Origin of the sequence: Endozoicomonas sp. ALB032, from assembly GCF_049310125.1 — a bacterium.
Lineage (GTDB): Bacteria > Pseudomonadota > Gammaproteobacteria > Pseudomonadales > Endozoicomonadaceae > Endozoicomonas_A.
On record NZ_JBLYNW010000001.1, the window covers coordinates 4,329,543 to 4,355,830 of the forward strand.

A 26,288-nucleotide genomic window follows, 5' to 3' on the forward strand; every position below is an offset into this window, starting at 1 on the left:
TTATATTCCCGGCGTCGTCAGGTTCTGAATTATTCTGCCACTTGCCGTCGGCACATACGATGGACTCTCACCACTGCGATTGCCCATCGTGGCATTGATCTCCTGAACCAGACGCTGGTAGTGTTGGTTCAGTCCTGTGTCATTCAGACTTGCCACCACGCGTTGTTCACTGTCCGCTTCACCCGCTCCAACGTCATCTTTCTCACCTCCGGCCAGACTGCCCAGGTATTTCACCAGCCGTTGCCCCCGGCGAATGATCCTGTTCAGAAGAGGCAGGGTTCCGTTGCCTCCACCCTGAGCAGCCAATGCATCCTCCGGGAGGCTCTCATTCATTGAGTGCCTGCCATTTGACTGTGGGGCGTCCACTTGCGCAAGCACTTCGCTCATATTGAGCACCCGGTTATTGACGATCAGGCGCTCAATGGTCTCGCCTTGCTTGCTGAAAAAATTCTGCACTCGAAGGCTCTGGGTGGAGTTTGTCGGCTCAGCGCTATTGTCGCTGTTTTTTAGCAGGCCAGTATTTGGCGAGACCGTCAGGATAAGATCCCCGCCTGCTTTTTGATAGTGCAATGTCTGGCAGTCATGGGTATTAACCTCGAGCTGGTCAGCCGTGCCAGTGGCGTTTGCCAGAACCCATTGGTCAGTGTTAGAGAAGTCATCGCCAGCAAAGTAGTAAGTGGCGCTCTCTTCATCTATCAGATACTGATGTCCGGGGATTTTTTCCTGTAAAAGTGAATAGCCAGATTTCAGCCGTTGACGGATGAATTGCTTGTTATCCAGAATCCCGTCATCCAGCTCCAGACTGTCTGGCCAATCATTGGCATAGAAGAGGTGAGGGTATCGCCAATCGCCTATCCTCACCAGACGTTCGACACCACCGGATGCCATCATGTTTATGCCTTCAGGCGACGGGAGATGCCGACTGATGACCAGTTTCTCAACGGCATAACAGTTCAGCGCCCGAATTTTTCTGCGTGGCCTGAGGGCCTCGGTTTCCAAAACAACCCGGCCATCCCGGTAGATGGTTAGAAACCCTCTGTCATCTATTGTCATAGCCAGGTGCTGACGGGGGGAGGTAAAAAATGGCATGACCTTTCTATGAAAGACCCTGACTCCCTTCGTTAGCCTGATCTCCAGCCCACCAGGTTTCTGGCTCAAGCTGATGGCATCAGAGCCGTCAGCATCGGCAAAATGAATCAGCGTGCTCCCGGCCCGTGTTAGCCCGCCGAGGGGCAAGTCCTGGCGAATCCAGGCTGCCAGGATAAAACTGCCGCCAGTGACCGGAGGCGGCAGCAGGCGGGATAAGCCGGCTGGACAAGGAGCCTGGTCACTACTGTCAGTGGTATTGCGCTGAGCCAGCGGACGCCAGCTTGCTGCCTGCAAATCCGTAAGGCTGACACCTTCCAGCTGAACCCGGTTAAACGAAGAGGGGTCAAAGAACAGCTTCACCGTGCCATTTTCTTTGCCATCTTTCTGTGAATTTTCCAGTTCCAGGCTGACAAGGTTATTGCCGGGGCCGGGATATACGCTGGCACCACTGCTTTTAAGATGAAAAATATCATTTCCCGACTCTCCGAACAGCCCGGCCTCCGGCTTGACCGTACCCGAGATGAAGAACACGTCATCACCTGGCCCGCCATGCACCGATGCCGTGACATTGCTGAGCTGGTAAGTGCTGTCCAGCCGATTGTCAACAGTCAGCCTGGAGTGATAGTAACTCCGAAGGTTTTGGCCGGTCAGAACTCTGGCTTCGTTACTGACCGGATCAATCGTTGTCAGGCGCCAGATATGCTGCTCCAGACTGTCAATAAAGTGCCCGGTAACCAGACTGCTGTCTTCGCGTACACAATGGGGAACGTGCCGTAAATCGATGCTGAAAAATATTTGTCCATCGTAGTTTACTTCCAGAAGGGTATAGTTTTCGGTCAGCCGCCAGTCCAGCTTTTCCGGTTGTACCCCATGCAATATCAGGCTATTCCCGTTGTCCCGGTCTATGATTTGGGTGCCATTGGCCCGGGCGTGGATAACGTAAGTATCCGGACCCAGGTGACCAGAAAGCAGGTCCGGCCCCAGGTTCGCCACCATCCGGTCAGCGTCTTCGCTACCATAATGTCGGTTGTATCCTGTTCCCCCGATGGTGGTGGTGATTGAACTATTGCCCCTGATGTGGGCAGCGGAAATTATGAAAGTATCATCGCCCCCTTTGCCATCGACGGTGAGTCCGGCGAGGGCCGGGATTTCGAAAAAATCGTCGCTGGTCGGGCCATTGAAAACCTCAAAATTTCTGACCGTGGAATCCCATGTCTGATAGGTGACCTGCGATCCGGGCAGCAGGAGCGTAAAGAACAAACGACTTTTGATGTTTATATCCGGTGAGCAGGGTTGCGTATCGTTTACAGGACAAGAGTGGCGCACTGAGTTTTTTTGCACGGACAGTTTCAGCCGGACAAATTCCGGGGCAAGGGTTGCCTGGCTTAAGTCCAGTGTGTCTTTGCCCGGACCACCGTTAAAATGGATATAGGCGGGCAGCTTCAGAACAAAAAGGTAGTCATCCCCTCCCTGGCCATTAAAACTGCGCAGGGCACCTCTGGACACATAAACGTTATCGTTATCATCACCGGAAAATCTTATGTTGCCCTTCCCGGTGTCCTCCAGGATAAAGTGATCGACCGTTAAACCATTCTTCAGGTCGACCGTCACATCACGACTCACGGACAAATCAAAGACCAGTGTATTGGCACCGCTACCGCCGTCCAGCGAGGTACCCTTCTGCCAGGGGGCGTCAATGATGACCCGGTCGTCTCCGTCCCCCATGCTCACCTTGTCCAGGCCACCCCCGGTGCTGAAAATATCCGTACCATTGCTGCCAAAGTAGCTATCATCTCCCGAGGTCCCGGCAATCTTGTCCATAGCATTGAATAGGGTCTGGTGATAGCGCCAGCTGCCGGTTGAGTCAGTATTTCGCCATCGGGTCTTTATGATGCCCTCTGTCACATTGACGGTCATGCCATCCAGTTGATACTTCAAGAGGGTCACCTTGGCGGTCAGACTTCTGGAGCTTCGCCGCAAGAGCCGGGTACTATAAACGACGGCAGACTTGTCATGTATCAGCTGGTTGTGTCCCTCTCCGCCGGTAATCACTGTCGTATTACCCAGGCCAACCGTGAACAGGTTATTGCCTCCCATATCCTGCAACCGGTCATCACCTCCCATGCCCAGCAACACGTTATCCGTGGATGGGTTGCCCGTCAGCTGATCATTGCCCGGGCCGCCAATAATAATGGGGATGCCAGAGTATGAGTCTGAAGACAGGTCAAGGTGAACCGTCGGCATAATCACCGAGCTGTTGTATAAAGGGGAGGGACTGCATTTGCGAATAAAAGGAGTCTCGAAGGTATAATCCATCTCCAGCATGTTCAGGGTTTTGGCCATTGGCTGACCGGGGAATATTCGGGTCCATTTAGACAACGAGGTATATTGGCCTGCCTTCCTGAATCCCGGTATCACCTGAGGGCGCCCATGTTGTTTTCTGCGACCGTCTGCCCCGGTTTCAAACAATGTTAAAGTCAGTGTGTGCCATAATTCCAAAGAAGTAATACCTTGGATATTCCTTGGTACGGCTGCGTCTTCAGAAGGCCTCGGCTGTTGCTTCAGCCTCCGCAAAATACCAGAACCTTCGGTGAGCATCTGCTGTTGATTCAGCTTAAACGTCAGCTTCCGCAAAACACCAGTGCCTGGTTTGCATCTGGAAGAGGCGAAACCAAACTCAACCACCAGCGTGATATTATTGCTTTCCTGACTACCAATCCTGTGCAGACCAGCGCCGAGGGTTTTTCCTTCATCGGCAAGGCTCTCCAGCTCAGCCTTTTTACGCCATTGATCCCGGGGAAATTCACCCACAGGTTTGTCAGGGTGGCGATTTAAAAATGCCAACATCTCCTCTTTAGTAAAGCTATAGTCATCCACAACCCTGGTGATCCGGCATGTTCTGCTGCCTGAAATAATATGACTCGAGAGGGTAGTGTTCCTCAGGATTGTCAGGGACTCGGTCAGTGACCGGGAAGGTTGTTTGCCCACCACATCGTCCCAGTAAATACCAGTATTGACCTGTACTGTGTTGAAGTTGGATAAACCGGGGGAATGAAAGACAAAAGTCGCATGCTTGTCAGGCATTTGAGCGTCAAAAAGCAGGTTCAGGCTCTCGTCAAAGGGATTAAACGTCAAACTGGCCTTCTGACGGTGCTCACAGGCGTTACCGACTATTTCCCAACGGACCACCACGACTGGCCATTTTCCTGTTGCAGGCTTCTGGTGTTGATAAGCGTGAATTTTGTGATTGCCAAGATCGCTGCCACGACGCAGCCAGATGGTGTCTGCATGAGTGCCCGTGTATACCTCATGCCAGCCCTCACCCAGCATCACCCTGTTAAAGCCGCTGCGCAACCGGATAGAGGTTTCTCCGCCGTTGGCGACCACCGTGTCGTTCCCGCCCCGGACATCCACGACATTGGTGCCGTTGGTGATAACGAACAGGGTATTGCCGTGGTCTCCCCAGATCCTGTCATTGCCCGGGGAGCCCTGAATGACCTCTACCTGTTCCAGATGCTGCCCTGTCGACGAATCAGACGGGTTCCGGTGGCTGAGGTCCAGCCTGACCCCATTTTTTTTAAGACGGTAAGAAACGGTATCCCTGCCAGGACCTCCATACACCTCGTTCGAGCCCTCACCCAACAACGCCAGGTCATCACCCGTCCCCAGGTGGATCAGGTTGGTGCCATCGCCAGCACTGACAACATCATTCCCGCCCAGGGTATGGGCTACATTTTTACCCCCCCGCAAATAAATTTTGTTGGGCTCGGCGGTTCCCCGTACTATCAGACCTTGCTTCGAACCCACCACATTTTCAATACCGCTAATTGTCCCCCCGGTTTCCAGCAGCTGACAGAGGGTTGTGTAAAATACGGTGGGCTCATTGGGTTGGTCTCTTTTGCTGCGTTCTATCAGTCCCTGCTTGCTGAAGTAATACACGTCCTCGTTCGACTTCAGGTAGATGCCCTGATTCGAAAAATAAACATGGCCTCTTTGTGTATGTCCTCTCCAGTTGCTGGCGAATTTGTACAGGATTTTCCCAGCGTAATAGAAGGTCTGGCTGCGGTACTGATCAGAAATCCGTTTTACGCCTGTGTGCTTTTGATCGTACCCCGTCAGTAAATGTTCAGATATCAATACTTTGTCGTTTTGTTCACGCAGGTAGTCAGCTTTTATCTCTGACAGCGGGGCAATGTATAATTTCTTTGGATTCAGATCCTCGTCGGGGGTGGATGCGGTGGTTCTGAAACTGCGCTCTGATATGCGAAAGAGCAGAAGAGAGGTTGTTCCCCCTGTTTCCCTGCCATCCGGCGCAAGGCGTTTAAGGTTGTGGTCTTGCAGGTATTCAGCAAAATGGTTACGCCAGCGTCCCTGTTCCAGGTTAACCTCGAAGAATGCCCGGGATTCTGTCCTGCGAAGGTAATGGTAACCCTTAACCTTTTGCGAGAAGTTGTTGATTCTGGAGTAAGGAAACCTGACCTCTGCCGGCAAAACCAGGGTATCTTTTCCATACCCCCCTCTAATGTTTCCTCTGCCTAAACCCGGTTGCAGCACGTCATTGCCAGTACCGCCATACTGTTCGATATCGCCAAGGCCATCTACGAGCCGGTCATTATCAGCGCCGCCGGACTGTAGCGCGCCGTCAAAAAGAGTGTCATCACCGGGTCCGCCAAAGCCTTTCCCGCGATATTGCAGATAGAGGACGTCATTACCTCTGTTGCCATAGGCACTCCCTGACTCGCCGATCCAGATCCTGTCATTACCGGGGCCCCCAAACGCCGTCCCTGACTTTTCGATCCGGATAATATCGTGGCCGCGGCCTCCTTCTGCTTTACCTTTCTTAAGGATCAACTGGTCATGGCCTGTTCCGCCATAAAGCTCCCCCCGGTCAGCGATCAGGGTGTCATTGCCACCCAGACCATAAAATATCTTGTAACCTTTCTGGCCATACATATAGTCCTGCTCAGACGTCCCACTCAGTACTCGCCTGAGGTTGAGCCGATCTTCAAGGGCCAGTCCCTTGTCTCTTTTGCCACCCAGAAGTCGGCTAATGGATATCTTTAATGATTCGAGATTATCCTCATACTTATCCTGATCAAGAAAATCGCTGGCGTCCTGGAAGAGCTGAAACTTCCTGTAGCCCGCTTTCTCAAATTGATCGGCCTTGCCGTCAACGTATTTCTTGAATTCGTCGCCTGCCAATAAAGCCTCGAAATCCTGCCTGGCGTTAGGTGGCGGCATCAGTGCCGCCAGGGCAGTCTGCACGAAGCCCAGCAGTGTGCTGACCAGGTCCACTAGCAGACCCAGCGGTGGACAGAGGAAGTCCAGCGCCGTACTGAGCACATCAAGGCCAAGCGTCATTAAATCCAGGCTCATCATTGCCACAAAAAGGGTCGCCTGTTTGTGGTTGCCAGCCTTGCTTGCCGCATCGGCGTTTTCGACATTACCGTTCAGCGAAAGAAAACCAGAGACAATAGCAACGACATTGCCAATAACCGGTAAAGCCCTGGCAACCATTCGCGACGCTTTCGGGCCCAGTTTTAAAGCGACGCCAATAGTCCCTGCCGGATTTTTCGTTTTGACAAGGGTTTTGCTCAGCAACCAGTTGCCGCTCATAGCGAGGCTGTAGGTTGAGCCGATGATGTTCAGGCTCGTCCCTGCATAGGCCATGTCCCTGGCATCATCAGGCATCGCGTACCCGTACTTTTCCAGATTGATCAGTGTCATCGTGGACATGGCTAAACCAGCGATGGCATTCCCTGCGCCGAAACCCACTCTGGCTCGGGTGAATTTCTTACTCCGGTCCAGCCGGTCCAGCGTGCGCATGAATTTCCCTTGCCATCTTTTCGACCCGCCTCCTGGCCTGGTGTCACCCGGGCCACCGGGCTCAGAGCCATCCTCGCCGGTATGGCCTTTTCGGGGCTGGTTTCGGGGCTGGAGCCGTTCCATGAATTCCGGGCTTGCAAGCAGCTGTTCCTTGACATAGCGGGTGTCGTCGGCGCTGTAGCCCGAGTCATTGAGCAAAATGACCATTCGGTCAATGACTTGCTCCGGCGTCAGTCCCTGTCGTTCCGCCAGCGCTTGCCGTAACAGATCAAGAAGATTCTTTCTAAACCTCGGATTGTCGAGAATGTCCTCGGTGGTAACCGCCGCAAAACGTCCCTGTTCCAGCAGCAGGAAGGCGTCTGCCAGCAACCCCTTGTCACCAGCAGTCTGTCTGATATTAATGAAGCGTCCACTGACCTCAATGGCATCCAGGTGACTGCTGACCCGGTCCATCAGAGCTATCAGGGTTCTGACCGGCCCGAAGCCGTAGCACAGTACGCAGTCTGCATCGGGCAGCCTTGTTGCCTGACCGGCTGGCAAACCTGTCTGGTCCAGTTTCTGCAGGGCCTTCCGGAAATGACGGTCGGACATATCAACCATGTCAGCCATCTGGCCAAAATCGATATCACTTCTGAGTGCGGCAACGCTGTCGGCCACATTCTGGCGAATATCTCTGGCCAGAGTGCGGGCTTCGGAGGAACTTTCCCGCTTCAGCCTGTCCGCCATCCCGATAAAGCTGGTCAGACGTTCCAGCAAGCCGGAGAGGGTCAGCTTGCCTTCCTTAACCGTGAACTCGCCGACCAGCGACTCTGGCGACAGGCTGTCTATGCCCTCGGGTAGTCTGACCCGCTTCTGTTGCAGGGCCAGGAATGTTTTTGTCTGATCCTCTGGTTTCTGTGCTTGGGCGGCTTGCAGCAGAGCCAGTGCTGCCGCGGCGGTCAGCGGACTGTCAGCGTCGCCATTGCCCAGCACCAGTGTGTGTTGGGCAGGCATCAGGTAGGAGGCATCGGCGGTCATTGAAGGGTCGGTCAGCACCCGAATCATCAGGTCGCCGGAGGTCAGCGAAAATGCCTTTTTCCCGGTCAGGCTCAATAGCCCGTTGAGCCGCTGATAAAGCCCGGTGGCAAGCCTTTCAGGCAGGGAACCCAGCGCGGTGACCTCTGCCGCAAGCAATTTCCCGGCGATGGTTTCGGCCAGACCGGCCGGGATGGCTGACTGCCGGGTATATTGCAGGAAACCCTCTGCAAACTGCTGGCGGGTGACATCGTCCATCTTGTCAATAATGGCATTGACCTGGCCGGTAATGTCAATGTCCTTCAGTTCACTAAAAGTCTCATAATGGCGTGCCAGCTGTGACAGGTAAGCCTCGGTGCCCGAAGCACTTTTACCCGGATTCAGGGGCCGCCGTAACAGTTGCTTCAGACCATCCTGTGATTGGGGAGACATAAGCGGGAAAGGATTGCCCGGGCCCGCCGGGGTTATTTTCAGATAACGCCTTTTACCGTCTGCCATAACGATATGACGAGGGCTGCTGGCGGTGGTTTCAATGGTCGTATCCTGCCCCACTAAAGCTTGCACAGACGTTGGTTCTTTGCTCTGGGCGTCCTGCTGTTGGTTAACCGGCAACTGGAACGGCTTGCCGACGCGCTGTCGCAGTTCTACTGCCTCTTTGAATACGGTGTCCACATCTTGCTTCATATTGGCCAGCAGGCCGGTGTCAAAACGCTCCCAGCCGAGTCCCCGGGCAACAAAAGTGCAGGCTTTTTCCAATGCGGCGACTGTGGATGTCCCCGAATTTTTGGATGTCCTCGAATTCTTTATGGATGTCCTCGAATTCTTTATGGATGTCCTCGAATTCTTTATGGATGTCCTCGTATTCTCGTTTGTGGATGTCTTTGTGGATGTCTTCCTCTCCAGGTTTGCGATTTCATTGATGTCGCTGTCAGGCAGTATGGCCGTTACTGCATCGGTGACTCCCAGGTGTATCCGGCTGGCTGGCTGGCCGTTGCTACCCAGAACCTGCTCCATCTTCCAGTAGATAAAATGAACCAGCAGTGACTTCAGGTAAGCGCTGGCAAAGACTTTTGGCCCGAAAAAGTTTTTTGCCGCCACCCGACTTAACCCCAGCAGCCTGGCGTCAAGCAGGGATTCCATGCCGGAACCGACACTCCAGAAGGCCCGGTAATCCGCGTTGATCAGCTCAGAGCCGGGGGGCGGGGGAATATAGGGGGCGATGGTATGATCAAAGTGGGGAGCTGGGATCAAGGGAGCAGAAGATCGTTTTTCACTGACGATCTTGTTGAAAAGAGTGCGCTCACTGACACTGACTTTAATTTCCCCTTTGGCAAGGCTGTCCTTTATTGCCTGAATCCTGGCGCTATTATGCAGCTCCAAATACGCCAGTGCCCGGCGGTAATCGGCCTCAGTACCACCTTCAGCTAACAGCAGGTTATGATAGCCTGCGACCAGTTGCCGATAGAGGCCTGTGCCTGAGGGATTGTCAGCCACCGGGGTCAGTTCGAACTGACGGGTCAGTCCCAGGGTGCGCGACTCACCGTCAGGCACTGTCCCGGTGTTGATCCCGAACTGCCGCCGCACTTGCTGGCGCAAGGCTGACAGCGACCCACCACCACCCTCAAGAGCTTTCAACAGACTGGCACCGACCAGGCTCGCCAGGGTTTCCCGGAAAATAAATGGCTTGTTCCTGTCCTTCGTGCCCAGCCTTAAAAGGACAATGCCGCTGCCTGTCCCACTCACCTCGACACGACTGTCCACCAAGGGCAAGAGAGGCTTGAGGCTGATTCTTATTTTAAACGGGCTATCATCGGCAATGCCCGCGTCCCTGATGGGTTGCACCAACGCCTGAAGAAGGTTCGACAGACGTGACTCAGCCATCCCCCGGGCAATGAGCTGAAGGTCGTTCTGTAATTGCTCTTTGCCAATACGGCCCTTCCGTTGCAGTCTGCGATAAGGCTCCATGAAGACAAGCAGCCTGATCTGCAAAAGACGGTCTGGCCAGCGATCGGGAAGCTCGACGCGAAAGACCTTGCGGTGCTCTTCGCTGCGGATCAGGGTATAGCCAGGCCCTTGGTCGGAAAAAGCCAGGTCATCCCGGCGACCCAGCGTGAACGTCTTTTGGCCGGCTGTGGTCTGAACCCGGGCCTGGTGACGACCCAGCCCGGTATCGGTGATGAAAGTCGGGGCCTTCCTGCCCGGGCCCGGAGGCAATGGCGGATTTTTTTGCAGGCGATCAAGCCATTTATTGGCCCTCAGGGCATTGGTCCGCAACCTGGTCTGGTCTGTGGTTTCCAAACCTCTGAGCCGCCGTTGAAAAAAATACTCCGCCAGCAGCGGCTCAGCGCCGGTCAGGGACGGTTTTTTGAGCAAATCAACAAGGGTGTCGTCCAGGTTGTCGGTCTGCTGCCGGGACAGCGGTGACAGGGTACGCTCGATCGCGTCCCGGAAATAGTCCGGGTCGGAGGCAGGGGCATGCTGAAGCTCGGCCTGCAGTGCCGCCCCGGCAGGCGGCTGCTGTCTCAACAGTGCCAGCAAACCGTTAAGCTCATCCCCTGCCGGAGCGGCCAGGGGGCTGTTCTGGCTTTCAATGGCAATGAGATGCTGGTTACCCAACCGGGTGACCTTTTGCCGCCCGGTGCTGGTCAGGACAAGGTTTTTCCGGCTACCAGCGGTGACCGGCACATTGTCGTAGGAATCCTCTCCGAGAGGAAGCTGTCCGGGGTCGGCCCATTTATCGCGCACCGCCTTTGCATCTGCCAGTAACGTCTCTGCACGACTTAACCAGGTCAACAACGACTGTCGTTTGGTCGTCGTGAGGGTGCTGCCCCGTCGGTCTTTCAGGGCATCGCTCAGCACACCCTCAAGGTGCCCGGCAAGATCATCGATCCCGGCCAGTGCTTTCAGCTCATCTTTGTCGAGCACAGCCGTGACCACATCCGCCGGGTCAGCCAGAAGTGCAAGCTGCGAAGTTACCATACCCTGGCTGACCAGCCCACTCCAGGCCACCTGGGTCAACAGTGAACGGAGGTTCCCCAGCCTCGAACGACCAGCGCCGGGTAACTGGTCAACCCGTTGGTTGCAAAAATACTGAACCCGCTGAAACAGTAGACGGGTTTCCCTATCTCCTACCAACTGGTCAAAGCCGGACAGGGGCTCGGCAATGGCTTTATAGGCAATGCGGACCTGCTGGCGGGTTTTCACGGTCGTTATCCCGCCTGCTGCAGTGACCACCTGAACAGGCTCGGGGGCGGCAGCATTGGTCTGGACGGTCTGCAGGTCGAACTGCTTGCGAAGTTGATTTTCCAGTTGCAGCAGCGTCCGGTCCCCGGTGATTTTTTTCCCCTGCAACCAGGTCATGGCGATAGCCGGTGAGTCCGACTGGTCAGTACTGGCCAGTGCTGCCCGACACAAATCTTTCAGGACAGAGGCCAGTGCCCCCAGGTAATTACTGGTGGAGTGACGTTGCCCGGCCAACACCGCCGGGTCCACCTGCAACAGCACCAGCCTGTTGCCGCTCAGGTCCCCGTTGCCATCCCGGCGATAGGGTATCACCCGGTCAGCGAGAGCCTGTTTGTCGAGCCTGATCACCAGCCTCAGAGGGTTGGGGGGCGCCATACCGGGGAACAGCTTACTGTCCAGCTCAGTCATAGTGGCGGGTTGGATAAAGCTGTCGGGGAATCCCAGGGCATTGACCAGACGCTGCCCTGCCGGGCTGGCAATAAAGACTCTCAGTTCTGACAGCAGCCGTTGGGCCTGGTTTGCCAGTGGCTGGCCGGGGCGATAGCCGGCAGTGAGGATCACGGCTATCCTGTCATCCGTGCCCGTCAGCGTCCGTAGCTCGGAACTGACGGCTGACAGCCGATGATTTTCCCGGCGGGCAGCGGCCAGTTGCTCCTCCAGAGGTTCCGCCGGGTTGAGTTTGTACAGCCCGTTTGTATCTGACGCGGCATTGTCCAGTTTCAAGCCATAAACTGTCTGGCCATGGTCGTTCTTTTCCAGCACCGGGATCAAGGTTTTCCCGCTGCTGTCGTAGGCGGCTAACAGCCTGTCATCGGTTTGCAGGCGGATTGCACGGTAGTGATCGCCATCTTCCGAAATTAGCTGATAAACCTCGCCACCGGAACGCTTGACCGCCACCGACGTCGTGGTCAATGTTCCGTCCGAAATCACACGCTCATCTGGGGAACCGCCGCTATTGTGAATACTGTCATGGAGCGAAACTTCATCGTCCAGAGGGGTGGCTGTGATATCGTTACCTGAACGGCTAAGCACTCTGTGCAGCTTACCTTGGTAGGTCAGGAACTCAACTTTGTAATAAGGTTTGCCGGTATCGGTGTCACTGATGTCTGTACTGTCAATGCCCAAAAGGGGGTGATCCGCCAGATTTCCCGTCAGGAGCAGGCGAGTTCCGCACCCGCCGACCCCGCGTCGGCAGCGCTTCTGGTCTGACGCATCCGGGTCCTTGATGACGACAACCTTCAACCCGCTTTCAGAGCGAACCAGCCGGTAGGTCGATGGAGCAAACCCGGCTGCATCGGTTGCCGGGGCTTGGGAGTTGACCGCTGTTTTAAGCGTGTTTATGAAGCTGATCAGTTCCCGCTGCTCAGGGGCCTGATAGGCCAGAACGTCGCTCAGTTGTTCGACCTGCTGATGGCTGAGCATCCCCCTGAACAGGTCCCTGTTATCATTCGACAGTTTCCGGTCAAACTCGTACAGTGCCCTGGCGAAGGTGCCAATATCCGGGTCATCCCGGTGCGTCTGAAGGTAGTCAGAGACCCTGTCAAAGCTCAATGTGAGTAATTCAGGCTTCCAGGCGAACAGCCACGTCATCGCCTGTTTAAAGTCTTTCTGACTGGCGGGTGAACCAATGTGGTCAAACTGACGCTCAATGGCCTCCCGATTGTTGTCTGCCAGAAGGGTATAGAGAGTATTGGCCTGGTTCAGCGCAGGCAGGGAAACCCATTGTTGGGCAGCGTCAAAACCAATGGAGTTGCCCAGTTGCGCCAGTTGTCCGGCCTCCTTTGGCCAGCCAGACTGGAACAGGGCAGCATCGACAGCCTCTATACTCTTGGCCAGACTCAGGGCATAGAACCGGTCGACGACTGTGCCAAAGGACTCGAGGGTCAGCGAAGGGTTCTTCTTCATTCCAAGCTCAATGATGACCGCCGTACCCGTGACCCGCAAGCTGGACGCCTGCAGTAAAATATGGGGGTTTAACCGCCAGTGGACAGGCCGCCCCGCACTCAGGTCAAGCCGGTGCTGCTTGTGGAATTCTCGACGATGGCTTTCCCCCTGGTGACTGAGAATTTCAATAAACCGCCCGACATCATCCCGGAAACGGTCGGGTGCCATCTGGCCGTCCTGCAGGGCTTGCCGGTACAGTCTGCCGCTGTGGCGCCTATCCAGAAACGATCCGGGAAACTGGCTACTGTGTGACCCCCTCAGCAGCATCTGTTGAAGATCGGGTGATGGGGCCTTTTTGTGGGTTACCGGCAACAGAGAGCCAGCATGAAAATAGACCTTGCTGCCATCTTCGGTGGTCAGCGTGTTCTCGCCTGAGAGCGATTCCAGACTCTTGATGCGAAACATCGCCGGTGTCTCAGGATTATCACCCTGAATGATCTGCTCATTGATAACGCCGAGCTGGATTTTGGTAAGGGCACGGGCCAGCCGCCTGACATCGGCCTCCGGATAGTTGGAAGGATATTGACCGAGTGCTTCCACCAGGGTGAAACGCTGCAATTTTGGTAATGAGGAGAAGCGTCTCGAAAACCACGGCCAGTCGGTCTCCATCCTGGACATTGCCATTTCAAGAAAGGCACGGGTAACCTCCTGATCGAAGCCCAGCGAGTCTGGTTTTAACGCCAGTTTGAGAGGGCCCGTCAGCTTATCGGACTGAGACAGCTGCTCCATACTGCTGCTTTCGAACGGCAGAGCTGCGTCCAGCAGATAATGGCCGTCGGCGTCTCTGGAGACCCGTCGTGTTGTGCCGTACTCTGACATCAGCCCGGTCCAGAGTTCCCGGTATTTTCCGGCATCCGCCAGGGGCAGCGAGTAGGTGTCAGGCAGCGTGCCGGGCAAGAGTCCGGCGCCGTTGGCAAGGCGGTAATCCAGGGCTGTCCCCAGCAGGTCCTTGATCCTGTCACCCGCTTGCGGGTCCGGGGTACCGACTGCCTGTTGTCCAAGATCAGTGACCAGATTGTCAGTGACTTGTTGCAGGCCAACACGGTTGATGTGGTGACTGAGTGTGGTCACGGCACCGTCGGAGAGGTAGGTATGGATATAGTCTGCCAGCCTTACCCCCGGAAACAGCGCTTGCCCGGGCAGGTCGTCGCTCGACAGTCGGAACAACAACAGGGTAAACAGCGACCTTAACTGGGCATGGATTGCCTCGTTGCCTGAAGCCGGGGTAACAGTGTTCACGAACCGGGTGGCGGTCCGCAGGCTGGCCAGCAGCTGCTCTCTCTGAGGACCGTCGGTGACAGCAAACAGAACAGGGGCCAGGGGCTTGTCCAGGTTCCCGGAGGGAAACCTCAGGATGATTCCGGTGTCTGCCTTGTCGGTGATTTTTGTCTGCCAGATTGTCTTCGGCTCATCAACATAAGGAGGCAGCCGGTGCCTGAAATACCCGTCAAACTTTGAGTGAAAGAGTCGGTCACTGAGCGGTTGAGGCTGCGTCGAGATAATTTTGTCCACTGCGTAAAAAGTGGCTTCCAACTTATCCCTGTTGGTGGTCTGATGACTCAGTGCAAGGGGGGGCGTTACCAGTTGCAAACCAGGGTAGAGTCCCGGACCAAGCCATTTCAGGGTGGTCAAAGGTGTAGCACCGATTTTTATCGGGCTTTGATACATCAGGGTGTGCGATCCGGTGGGTCTATAGACCGTGTAAGTTATTTTTTCAAAGATTAACCGGCCCAGGGCGTTGTCTTTTTTTACTGGCTCCGTGTTGGCAAGCCGTTCGTGAAAGGTCCAGACCAAATCCCGGTTTTTAACCGGGCCAGACTGAGTCGAGATCGTTTTACCCAGTGCCAGAAAAGCGGCATCCAACAAAGGCCGGTGCCTGCTCAGCTCATCCAGGGAGAGCGGGGCTGTTATCAGTTGTAGGCCCGGTTGACTGTCGGCAGCCAGCCATTTAAGGGTGAATAAAGGTGAGTCATTGACGACTGTCGGGCTTCTGGCCAGCAGGCTTTCCGGTATGGCAGGTTTGTCAATGGTGTAGGTTTTTTCAAGGACGATCCGGCCAGATGCAGTGTCCTCTTTCAGATTCAGATTCCCGGTGTCGTCAAGCTGCACCAGGGGCGCCAGCCCCATTTGCTGGCGAACCCTTCTTTCAATGCCTTCAACGTCTGAAGGGGCAGGCTGACGGCCACCGTTCAGTTCATAGCCGGATTTAACCAGGGCAGTAAACACTGGAATCAAGCTGGACAAACGGTTTTTTTGGCTGGCAGCGGCATCAGGGTTAATCACCACTTTCTTGCCAGTATGTGATAACCAAACGACGATTTGCTGCTTTCCGGCAACGGCTTTCGGGGCATCAACGGTCAGGGTCTGATCTTGAGATAAAGCTGCGAGATCGTTCCTGATTCTCTTCCGATAATCTTTGCCCAGGGGCGTTGCCAGGAAGTGCTGAAGACCATCGACTAATAAAAGAAACTCTGTTCCCCCATAACGAAAGTAAGCAGGGCTCAGTTTTACCGATATGTGGCGGTCAATCTTAAATGCAGTAGTGCCATCGAACGAATCAGGGTCATCATAAAATGGGTCAATAGTCTCGACCAATATCATTGTTTTCAGACCGGCAACCAGGGATGCTTTCTTCTCCGTAAGGGCCTGTTGCAGATAGGTACATCCCGCTTTCCCGATAGCCTGACGCAGAACCAGGCCCGCCCGTTTATCGGGCAGATTCCTGTGTGTCATCACCAGAGCCGAGACAAAAGTGTCCAGGGATACTTTGGGGTGCTGACGATGGTAGTTCCGAACCCGTTCAAAGGCCTCTTTCAGCCTGCCCTGATCATGCTGGGCGGACAACCGGTAGAGAACCCGGGCGAAATCCGCGACCGACCCGGAAGCAAACTGCCAGTTGTGATTGATGCTGCCGATGCCATTCAAAAACTGTGTATACAGGGGGGCTTTCTGCTTTGGAAAAGCGACCGGTACCCGTTCTGTGGTCAGGCCATAGCTACTGCCAGTGCTGATGGCCGATAATCCCCAGACCGCCTGCAACTCCCTTTGAGTCTGACCGAGTGCCACCAATTCGGGATGGTTTAAAAGGGCTATTGCGAACAGCTTTCCTATAGCGATAGCCTTATGGCTATCAGAAGTAATGTCCTTTATTCCCACCGTCAGGGTCAGCGGATGGTTATTCAGATGACTCTGATACGAGCGCCATTCGGGTTCAAGGATGATGGTCATTTCCCGAAACAAGCGACCCAGTGACATTCCGTTCCCGGAAACGATCTTTGCCGACTCAAGAACGGCTTTAATAAAATCTTCGTCTCCGGAGTCCAAAAGTCTGTAGAGAGTGGCGGGCAGATTGAGTTTTACCAGCCGCTGCCAGCGGGCAACAAGCAGGGCGTCGCTGTCAATGGTTTTCAACGGAAGGTCATTATTGAGCTGGTAAGCCCCGGCCACCCGCTGAAAGTCAAAATCTACGGACACTATTTTTTGCAACTGCGCCAGGGTGTCCCAGGATGATTCTGATCGCCCGCCGGTCATTGCCTTAAGATGGGCAAAAAGTAGCAACTGGCCCAGTGCGTCCTGCCCGGCTGCGTCCGGTGCCGCCCGCTGATGGCTGACGAAGGAGCGGTTCACATGCTCCCGCTTTGCGCGGTCAAGTTGACCCAGCCGGTCGAGGATGGACACCTTTACCCAGTCCCGGTAATGCCAGGTTCCGGTGTCAGAGGTGAGCAGGGATTGAGCTCTTTTAATAAAGACTTGGTCAACGCCCGGGTCTGTTCCCAGCAGATCCGGATCCTGGACTGACTTTATTAATGCAGTTGTTTCGGGATCGGGAGGAGCTACAGCAATATTGGCGAGCTTGGCCGAAGGTTTGCGAACCTCAATGGCGGAGAAGTAATGGATTCCACCCTCTCCACTGTCATGACTGACGATTTTTACTCTTGAATTTGGTTCAACGGAATCAAGAAAAAATATTATTCCGCTTTGAGGAAGTTTGAAACAGTCCTTATAAACATTATTTAGCAGCATTCGCCCATGTTTAATACGATAATCCAGTAAATTCACAAACAGCGAGCTTACTCTGGCTCTTAGTTTTTCTGTAGGCACGTGCCAATTTCGGCCAGCCCCCTCTGCCTCCGCTCCCTTTTCGACCAGCCCATTGATCGTTTCTTCAATCAGCGAAAAAAAGTCTGGGCCATAATTGATTGCGGCATAAAGACGCTCAGCATCAAGGCTGGAAATGACTGACATAATAAGGTCAGCGGTAGCAAATCTTGGTAATCCACCGAGTTTAGTCACAGGACCACCAGCCGTGTTGCCGAGCTTTCCGCGATTGAATTCTTCTGTTGAGCTATCCAGTACCTGTTTATAGAGGTGCAGGGTGAACATTGATGCTAATAAAGGAGAATGCTCCAGATTCAGCTTTTGCAAAAGCTCGTTGGCGCCGTATTGACACTGCTGAAAAACCTTTTTTAAGAAATCATTTTTTAGCGGTGCCATAAGATCAGGTATGACAGACGTTATATCTCCGAATGCACGAAGGTCAATTGAAATATTAATTTGTGGTCTTCGATGATGGGCCCCCATTTTTTTATTCCAGGTTTTCAGTGAGAATTTCTTCTCTGCATTTGGGTTAAACCTCACGGCAAAATGGTGAAGAAACTCTTGCGAGTATTTTTTTTCCAATCGCACCTTTGACAATGCACTATTGTAATCATCAACCAGATTTTTTGTCGTATAATCACCTTTGTCATTTTCAGGTGCGCTATTCACGGTGGCTATTAGAGCTTCCATGGCATCATAAAAACCTGAAGACTTATCCCGATAAAAAGAAAGGGGTTGTGGTCCGGTAATGATTTCCAGTAAAGTCCCAGCAGCTCTCCAATCACTCGTTCTGTCGGTGGTTAACATCAGTGAAGCGTAGGAATTGTCAACTGCACCCTCAGGAATCCCGGCTGAGCGTGCAAATTGGATTTTATCTGGAGTATGTATCTCTACGTAGTGCACTTCCATCTCAATGCCGATTCGCCTGGGATTTTCTATTACTGGGACATTTATTTTTCCCTTAATCTCTGAAACAGAGGGTTCAAGCTCACGCAGGATCTGTTTTTTGATGCGCAAGTAATTGCTGAAATCGCCGCCGGTTTTTTTTAACTTATACGATGCAACAACAAACTGACTGATCAGGCCAGCCATAATGTAATGTGTTTCAACAGCCGTTTTACCTGCGATGGAGTAACGGGTTGGATCAAATTTCAGGACACTGCCGGCATTACCCACCAGAACCGGCTCAGGCGGCAGTGTGCCGGATGAACCGGGGGGAGTGGGCACCAGTAATAGCCGGACAGAGTCAGGTATTTTGACCTGGTCAAAGTTTTTACCGGCAGAAGCATCTATAACACCCTGATTCACCAGAGCCTGGAGATCTCCAAAGACTTGGCTCCGTCCTTCATTCAATGCATTGGAAAAACCCTCGAATTTAGAGGTTTCTTTAAGCATTTGAATAAATCCGATAACGTTATTCCGCAATAAAAACAGCTGTTTTAAAGGAATATCGTTTACCAGAACATATTTGATAAATTGACCAGAGAACAAGAGCGCGATCTTCGGCTGCGAACCTTTACCACCATAGGTATCTGGTAGGATTTCTGAAATAAATCCGGGGCTATCCGGCTTGATTTCATGACCATAGACGTCCATGAAAGAAGAAAACGTTTTGCCAGCGTACGGAATTTTGTCTGGCAGCTTTTGCATAGCACCCAGATCTGACAACAACTTGTTCCTGTCTTTAGGGGGTAAACCGGAGCTGGTTATTCGTTTTTCCAACATCCGGTAGTCCGCGTTCTGCAACTCCAGTGCAGAACGCAGGCGCGAAACCTGCATCTTTTTCCAATAATCTGTGTGTATATCAACCAGACCCTGCACAAAAGTATCGACAGAGGTCTCCGGGTTTTTTTCGAGGTGATTAATAACGGTTCTGACCGAATGGGCAAGACGCTCTTCCCTGAACAATCCCTCCAATGCCAAATGGAAATCATCCACAGTGCCCCGGGCAAACTTAAGATCATGATCTTTACTGTGAGTGACCAGCACCTGATAAACCGGATCACTGTCATTGGGCAGTCGCCGCAGTTTCAGACCATTGTCATAACCGTAATGGCCAACAAGAAAAAGAGGGTAATCCGTTTCCCATATTTCCATAGCCCTGACGATAACAGAGAGGGGTACCTGCTTTGCTTGCAGTTGCAGGAGCAGAGCCAGTCCGTAGGATTGAGTCATCACCCGGGCAAGGCGGGTGTTAGACAAACCTGGCCGTACATCAGCAAGTCCGACCCGAATCATAACAGGCTCATTTTTTTCCCACTGCCGGATAATCACCCGACTGTCCCAGGTCAGGCGGTCTGATTCCAGCCGGATATCAACGAGCGGACTGATCGTCTCCAAACCATTATCTTTCTGCCATTTGCGCCAGAGCAAAAGACTATCGATGAATTTATTCGGTTTATTGAAATAGCCAATCACATCCTCCAGTCCTTTTGGTGGTTCATCCCATTGCGCCAGCTCACGCAGCTGGGAGTGATAAGCATTATGATCAATGGCAGAGATAGAAAAGGGCGAACGAGCCCCCAGAACGGTCTGTGAGGAAGAATAGCGATCTTCGTCGTAGGGCAGAGAAAAGTCCAGATAAGCCCGGTGTTCAGGGTTTTCCGGAAGCGGAACCCTGAAGCCGCTGTTGTCGTCGGGAAGTCGGCTGGACAACTCCGCGATCAGCAGCTTCTGCTGGCGATTGGGTTTGTCACCGTTTTCCAGCGTGGTGACTACGCTGGCCACCAGACGCGACAAGAGTTTTTGCATCAGGCTCTGGACTGCCCGGTGCCCGGTGTCGAAGTGATCAACTTCATTGGCCAGTGTGACCACATCAGCCAGCGGCAGTCGGGCTATTTTTTCATCGAGCCGCTGTTCTGGCAGGGAGGATGAGCGATGGGAATAGGCTGACTCAATGGTCTTGATCAGCGTTTGGGCATTACGCTTCTCCAGCGGACCTGAGGACTGGAGCATAAACAGGATATTGCGCAGATTGTCCGGAAAAATCCCGCCGTTAAACTCTGGCACGCTCACCAAAACATAAGTTTCGCCCGCAGGGTTGGCGACAACAGGCAGGTATTTGCCAGGTTTGTCGCCAGCAAAAGACTCTCTGTCAGGCAGAGGCACAGGATCCGTGAAACTGACCTTACCATCCGGTTGGTGCTTCAGCCTTTTTTTAATCTCACGCGAAAGGGTATTTTGAAACGACTTTCTTTGTTCATGCCTTTTCCAGGCGTTCAGTCTCGGTGCTTTTTGTTCCGCCCGTTTGTCGGCCAGAAAGTCACCCAATAACCTTCTCAGAGTCTTGACGTACTGCTGGGCCAATTCGGAAAAGTCATTTCGTAGCTTTTGGGCATTCAGGGCAAGCAGGTCATCTTTTCCCAATACCGAAACCAGCAGATCAGGACTAGAAACCCGGAACGGATCTATGTCGTGGCCACCGGGTGCAAAAATGTCCTGTAAAGACCCAAGCAGCAGGCGGGTAAACAGTGTTGCCATGGCGTCAGATGGCGGGCTTGCGACTTGCCGGGCCAGCTGATATCCCGCCTGCTGGGTCTGGAAAAAGTTCTCCTGCGCAAAAGGATTACCATAGGCCAGCAAGCCAATACCCGAAAACGGGTCACCGATTGAGTCTGCACGAACAAAGGCGCTGAGGTGCAGCTTTCTTGGTGCCCCTGTCTGCACAAAAGGCAGTTCAGCATCGACAGTCGGCAACGGCATCAACCGGTAAGGGGAAAAGTTATCACGGGTGACTTGTTGCAGCCGAAGGTTGTAATGGTCAACCAGGTCGGAGAGTTTCTGCCTGCCATTGTTTTGGTGATTGTTGTCGATAATCGTATCAAGCAGTAAGCGTCTGGCCTGATCGAAATGAGGGGCATTCTTGCCCAGATAGGCATAATTCCTGCCGAGGGGCAAAGCGGGTAAATTCCGGAGTTTTTTCACCAGCCCTCCTGCAACCGGGAGCTGGCGGGGCATTAACTGTCCCCGTTCGTCTTCTTCAAGCACCAGCTTGACGCGAGGGTCTGATTGTGACCACAGCACATTGCCATCGGCAGGGAGAATGCCGGTCCATTTGCGCCCGAGCATATCCACCGCCACCAGGGCATTACGGACAGTGATTCGTTTTGTCCTGATTTTACCAAACAGTTTCCTGGCGAACTTTTCCACAGGGTAGTGCTCCCCGCTGGCAGCAGCGCCACAACCCACCAAACTGACGGTGCTGACAAATTGCCCGCCAGTTATGCGCTTGAGCACCTCGGCCAATTGGCCAACCGTCTTCCCGCCCAGGAGAAACTCTCTGGAATCGGCCTTTTTGCGAAACAGGCCCAAGCCAGCCTTGTTACCCTCACTACCATGACCCACAACAATAATACGTGTGTCGTCTTTAATAAAACCGGCTCGCAATATCCTGAGCTCAATGTCACGGCCTGTCACTGGATTAATCAAGGTACCATCAGGCTCCAGTCGTATATGCCAGCTAAAATAGGGCTGGTATTTTTTCCTCAGGTAAACGCTGGCTTTGACTTCATTGTCGCTGTTACCCAGCTGGAGAATAATCTGGTTGCCATAATGGCTGTCTTGCTCATCGTTCAGGGCATAACGCACGGTTTTATCAACATTGGTGACCCAGCTACTGGCCTGTTCATCAGTTTCCAAACTCACTAAATCAATCTTTGCCAATGGATTAATTTGCGTGAAATAGGATTTTTTTTCGTAATCAAGAAGATCCTCTCCTGAAAGATAAGCATTGAAATATTGCTTCATGACATCACGAAACACACTTGGCCCTGATAGCTGCAAGATCGAGCCGGATCCATACATTATTCCATCAGTCCGATATGAAATAAAAAAACCGGCGGCTACTCGATCGATTCCCAATTCATTGATAACGGCTGCCTTGACTTCAGCGAGATCGTAACTATAAAGTTTTGATGGATTGTCTATATCTAAACGTTCAATCAACTGTTGCCGCTTTATCATTTCTTGCTTAACCGCCTTGAGAATCTGGCTGTCTCGTGGCGCAATAATTAAACTATTTCTGGGCTGAACCATTTTTGAAAAAACCAAGGTTATTTCTGCTGAACCAGGAATAGCCCTGATGGATTCTGGAAAAACGAAAAGAGGCTCTTCTTTGTGATTGGCTATGACCTCTCTAACAGCCTGGGTAAAATCAGGGTATTTTTCCTTTAATTGATTATATTTCTCCTGTATTTCCGGATCAGGATTTCTTTTAGGGAAAAGTTGTTCCGGCCCTGGCTCACTTAAATACTCCATAATCAGATGATTAATTAAATTATTCAGTTGGCCTTCAATTAAAATATTTTCCGGAGGGTTAATATATTTAAACAAGCGTTGATTATAATGAGGTAGTGAGTCGACATCCAAATAGACACCTCCCTCACTCTTATCTTTAATAAGCAGATCCACTCGTATCAGATCCGATGCTGCTGCTAAAAGCCCTCTCAGCATAAGCTCTTTCTCGTACCACTTTTTTATGCTTGCGTCACTGCCTGCCTGCCAGAGCTGGTTGATATCGGCCAGTGTGAATCCCCCGGATCCGGGGTTGCCCCGAAGCCTGGTCAGTTCGTTGGCAAAATCCGTGAATTCCTTCAGGCTTTGCCTTTGTATTTGTGCTAATTCTGCTCGATCCATACCCAAGTGGTTGACCAAAAAAACCTTTGCCATGTCGTCGAAGGTTTTGCCCTGGGCAATGCCATTTTTTATAGTGCTGTAGGCCAAATCTTGTAGCTGAAAAATACGTGCCAAAAAATCATGTTTACTCCTTTCTTCTGCCAGGAATGTTGCGGGTATTTTCTCAGCGGCAACAGCGTTACGTATTTCCCGGGCAAGCACGGGTGCCAGAAGCGCTTGCGGGTCGTACCAGAGCGTTATTGGCCAGGAGGAAACCATCTTGGCCCAGACCTTGAGATGAGCTTTAACACCTTCGTTGAGACGACCAATCCAGATAAAGTTAAGCTTTTCAGGGACCTCCACCAAAGCATCCAGCAGGTACTGGTTTATTGTCGCGGCCAGGTGGGAGGTCACAGCGCCACCAGGAAGAATTCTGGGCAGTTTTTTCTGCATCCGATAGACAAGCATGTATTTTTCAAGAGCCGCTCCTTCCTGACGAAGTTGGTCAAATTGGGTAATTTTCTCCTCCAGCGCTGCTAAATCATTCGGCTCGAAAACACCCTGCAGATGCGGCTTCAGGTTGTGCTCGAACATTGCCGGGGTCGGCACCAGATCATCGGGATTAGCGGGCCCCAGCAACCCGCTGTGCTCTGACAAAACAGAGGGCAGCTGACGTATTCTGATGGCACCTTCAGCCAATGTTTCTTTTGCCGACAAGCGCTTGACGGTGATTTCACCGTTACTCATGCGAAGCGCTTTCAGCTTGTCAGAGCTGTCGGCCAGTGACCAGGTCACCAGACCCGAGTCAGAGAGCAGGCCAACCCACAGACGCCCCCAGATATCGACGATCAAAAGACCGTCACGGGCAGTCACTGCTGAGGTTTTTGTTGCTTGCAGGGTTTCTTTCAGGCATTGGCTGACAAGCCCGTTGTCGTCAATGCCTGAGCCAATCAGGTTAATGGTTTTAACCGGGGTACCACCGGTCAGTTCATTGATTTTTTTTGAGAGTTCTGACGCGGTTTGACCGCTCAGGGTAAATTTCCCGTTCTCGGACTTACCAAGTCCAACTACATGAATTCGACTGTTACCGTCGAGAAATCTGCTAATATCGGCCTTGTTGACTCTTGCACCTGTCTCTCCATCTGACCAATCATCATTATCAATGACCAGCAAACGGATTGAGTTATAAGTTTTCTGGTGATTTTTATATTTGCGATACAGGTAACGGCTCGCCCTGCTAATCGGGTTATTATCAGCAGGTTCCATCTGGATAATCAGTTGTTGGCTGTATTGGCTTGTGCTCTGGGGATCCGTCTTAATATAGTTTGCGATCTCGTTTTCGTGGTACCAGAAAGCTTCTGTTTCGCTGGAAATGGTATAGCGTTCCCCGGAAAGCAATAGCAGAGAATCAAGCAAAGCTTTATCGCTTTCTGTCCAACCTACTGCACTATTGCTTTCTGTCAGCGCGTCATCGCCGTTAAGTAATGGGTAGCCTTCCGAAAATTCCCACACCCCCCCGAATCGATAATAAGCCAATTTCGGTTGACCCTTTTCTTTTTTGGTGAAAAACGTTTTTGTATCCTGGATAGATTTCCAAGCTGTTACGCTGGACAATTTATATTGGTCAATCGTCTGGTAATTTAATAAAAGGCGGTTTTCGACCTCCTTCATGGTCGGGTCGCCCTGTGATACTGAAAAAAAACGACTTTGTGCGTTTTTTAGTGACAGGTCGATCGTACCGGGAATGATTTTAACTTCTCCCAGAGGTTCAAACAGTTGCGAGGGATCAGAACTCGCCAAACGCTGCTCGAGGTCATTCTTTAACCGGGGGTATTTTTTACCGAACCAGGCGAGATCGTCTGCAACCTTCTGGGCAATGGCAGGGTCCTGGTCACCAGGAAGGAATTCTTTGCTGAACTGTTGGATGACAAGTTGTACCTGTACCCTCTTTACCCAGCTCCAATCTGTCATGCTGACGCCGGAGTAATCAATACCCTTGAAAAGATCCTTATTAATGAACGGCGAAAGGAACGTATCAGAATAAACACCACCGAGAGTGCCAAGCACCCTGCTTTTCACCAGTGCAGTGGCCGCTGGCTTATTACCACGCAACCCCAGCTCTCTTAAATAGTAACTTCTGGCCTTCTCACCGTCTTCCCCGTAAGCATCGGTCCAGACCGTTTTAATATCCTCGCGGGAAAACTTCGCGCCGGGATAAGAAGACTCTACCTTCTGTTTAAATAGCTGGTAGGCTTTCACCATTTGGTTTTTATGCTCATCAATATCCGATGATTTATGGTTGAGGTGGCGTACCAGAAAATTCTTCACTGCCAGATCAAATCCCCGTCCCTGTTTCATGTCTGACTCTATGAATTTCCAGGCCTGATCTTGCAGCTTCATGAATCCTTCCATTAAATCCGAGTCAAAATTAGACGGATCACTGGAACCGGATTGACTGGTTAATTGACTGATCACTGCTTTTTTGAGGGCATTGGTAAGCAGAGTAGTGAGCATTGCGTCCGGGTCGTACCAGAGGGTTATTTGTAAATCGGACTTTGAATTGGCTGCAATCCATAACCAGACCCGGTTTAGCTCCCCGGCTGTTGGGCTAATGCTGACAAAATGCAGCTTTTCAGGGACTGGCACCATGCTGGATTCAATCCAGCTCTGGATGTCTGTAGCCAGTTTCGCAAATGTTTCACCGGTTTCCAGCGGGTGGTTCTCGGTCAGCTCAATGAGTTGGTCGTAGACCCCTAATACCAAAGCGAAGGTAGATGGAGTCTGCTCATGGCGAGAGCCATCAAGCTTGACAAAAGCTTCTAGCAGGTCTTCAACACGTGCGTTCAAGTGGTCGTTTGCGGCGCGCTGATAGTCTAATAACGGTGCGAATTTTTCCAGGAACGCATCGGAATCAGGAATCAGTTTGTCAATTAATTTCAGGTCCTGAACTTCAGCAGAATCAGGATCGGTATCGGAACGGCGAACTCTGCGCTTTGCCACTGGTCTGGTCACTGCGTTATAGCGCCACAGGGGGAGAGGCGGTGAGTCGTCAAGCGCAGTTATTGTGCCAATGGCAGCCAGTTGCAGACGATAGGTACCCTTCCCGTCAGGCTCTGCTGTCAGTTGCAGATGACGCCCCAGAGACCCGTATCCGGTCACTGCCAGAGTTATGGATTTTTTACTGTCTGTCGCTGTCGTTTGATTAAACCTTACCTGTACGGGCAGGGTTTCTTTGATCATCACCTGACGGGGGTTTACTACCGGTAACGACAGTTCGTCCTGTCCGGGGTTGTCCTGCCGTGGCAAACCCAGTTCAGTACGAATCCGGTTTTTGGCCGCATTGGTATCTGCTTCTGGCGCCAGCCCGAGCGCCAGCTGCAATGCCTCTCCCAGCTGGTAAAAGAACGAAAGATGGCCTGCAAGCCACCCGGAACCATAGGGCAAATCCCCTTCATCCGGAT

General features: G+C 52.5%; 1 protein-coding gene (only partly in view). It reads right to left on the minus strand.

Annotation, left to right across the window (positions count from 1 at the left end; all coding sequences use genetic code 11):
• A protein-coding gene (locus ACO6VG_RS16345; protein WP_422474751.1) for a TcdA/TcdB catalytic glycosyltransferase domain-containing protein crosses the window boundary here: on the minus strand, positions 1–26,288 show its 3' portion. The gene runs 2,251 nt beyond the window's last position; only the last 26,288 of its 28,539 coding nucleotides appear in the window; the start codon falls outside the window, past its right edge; it ends in the stop codon at positions 1–3.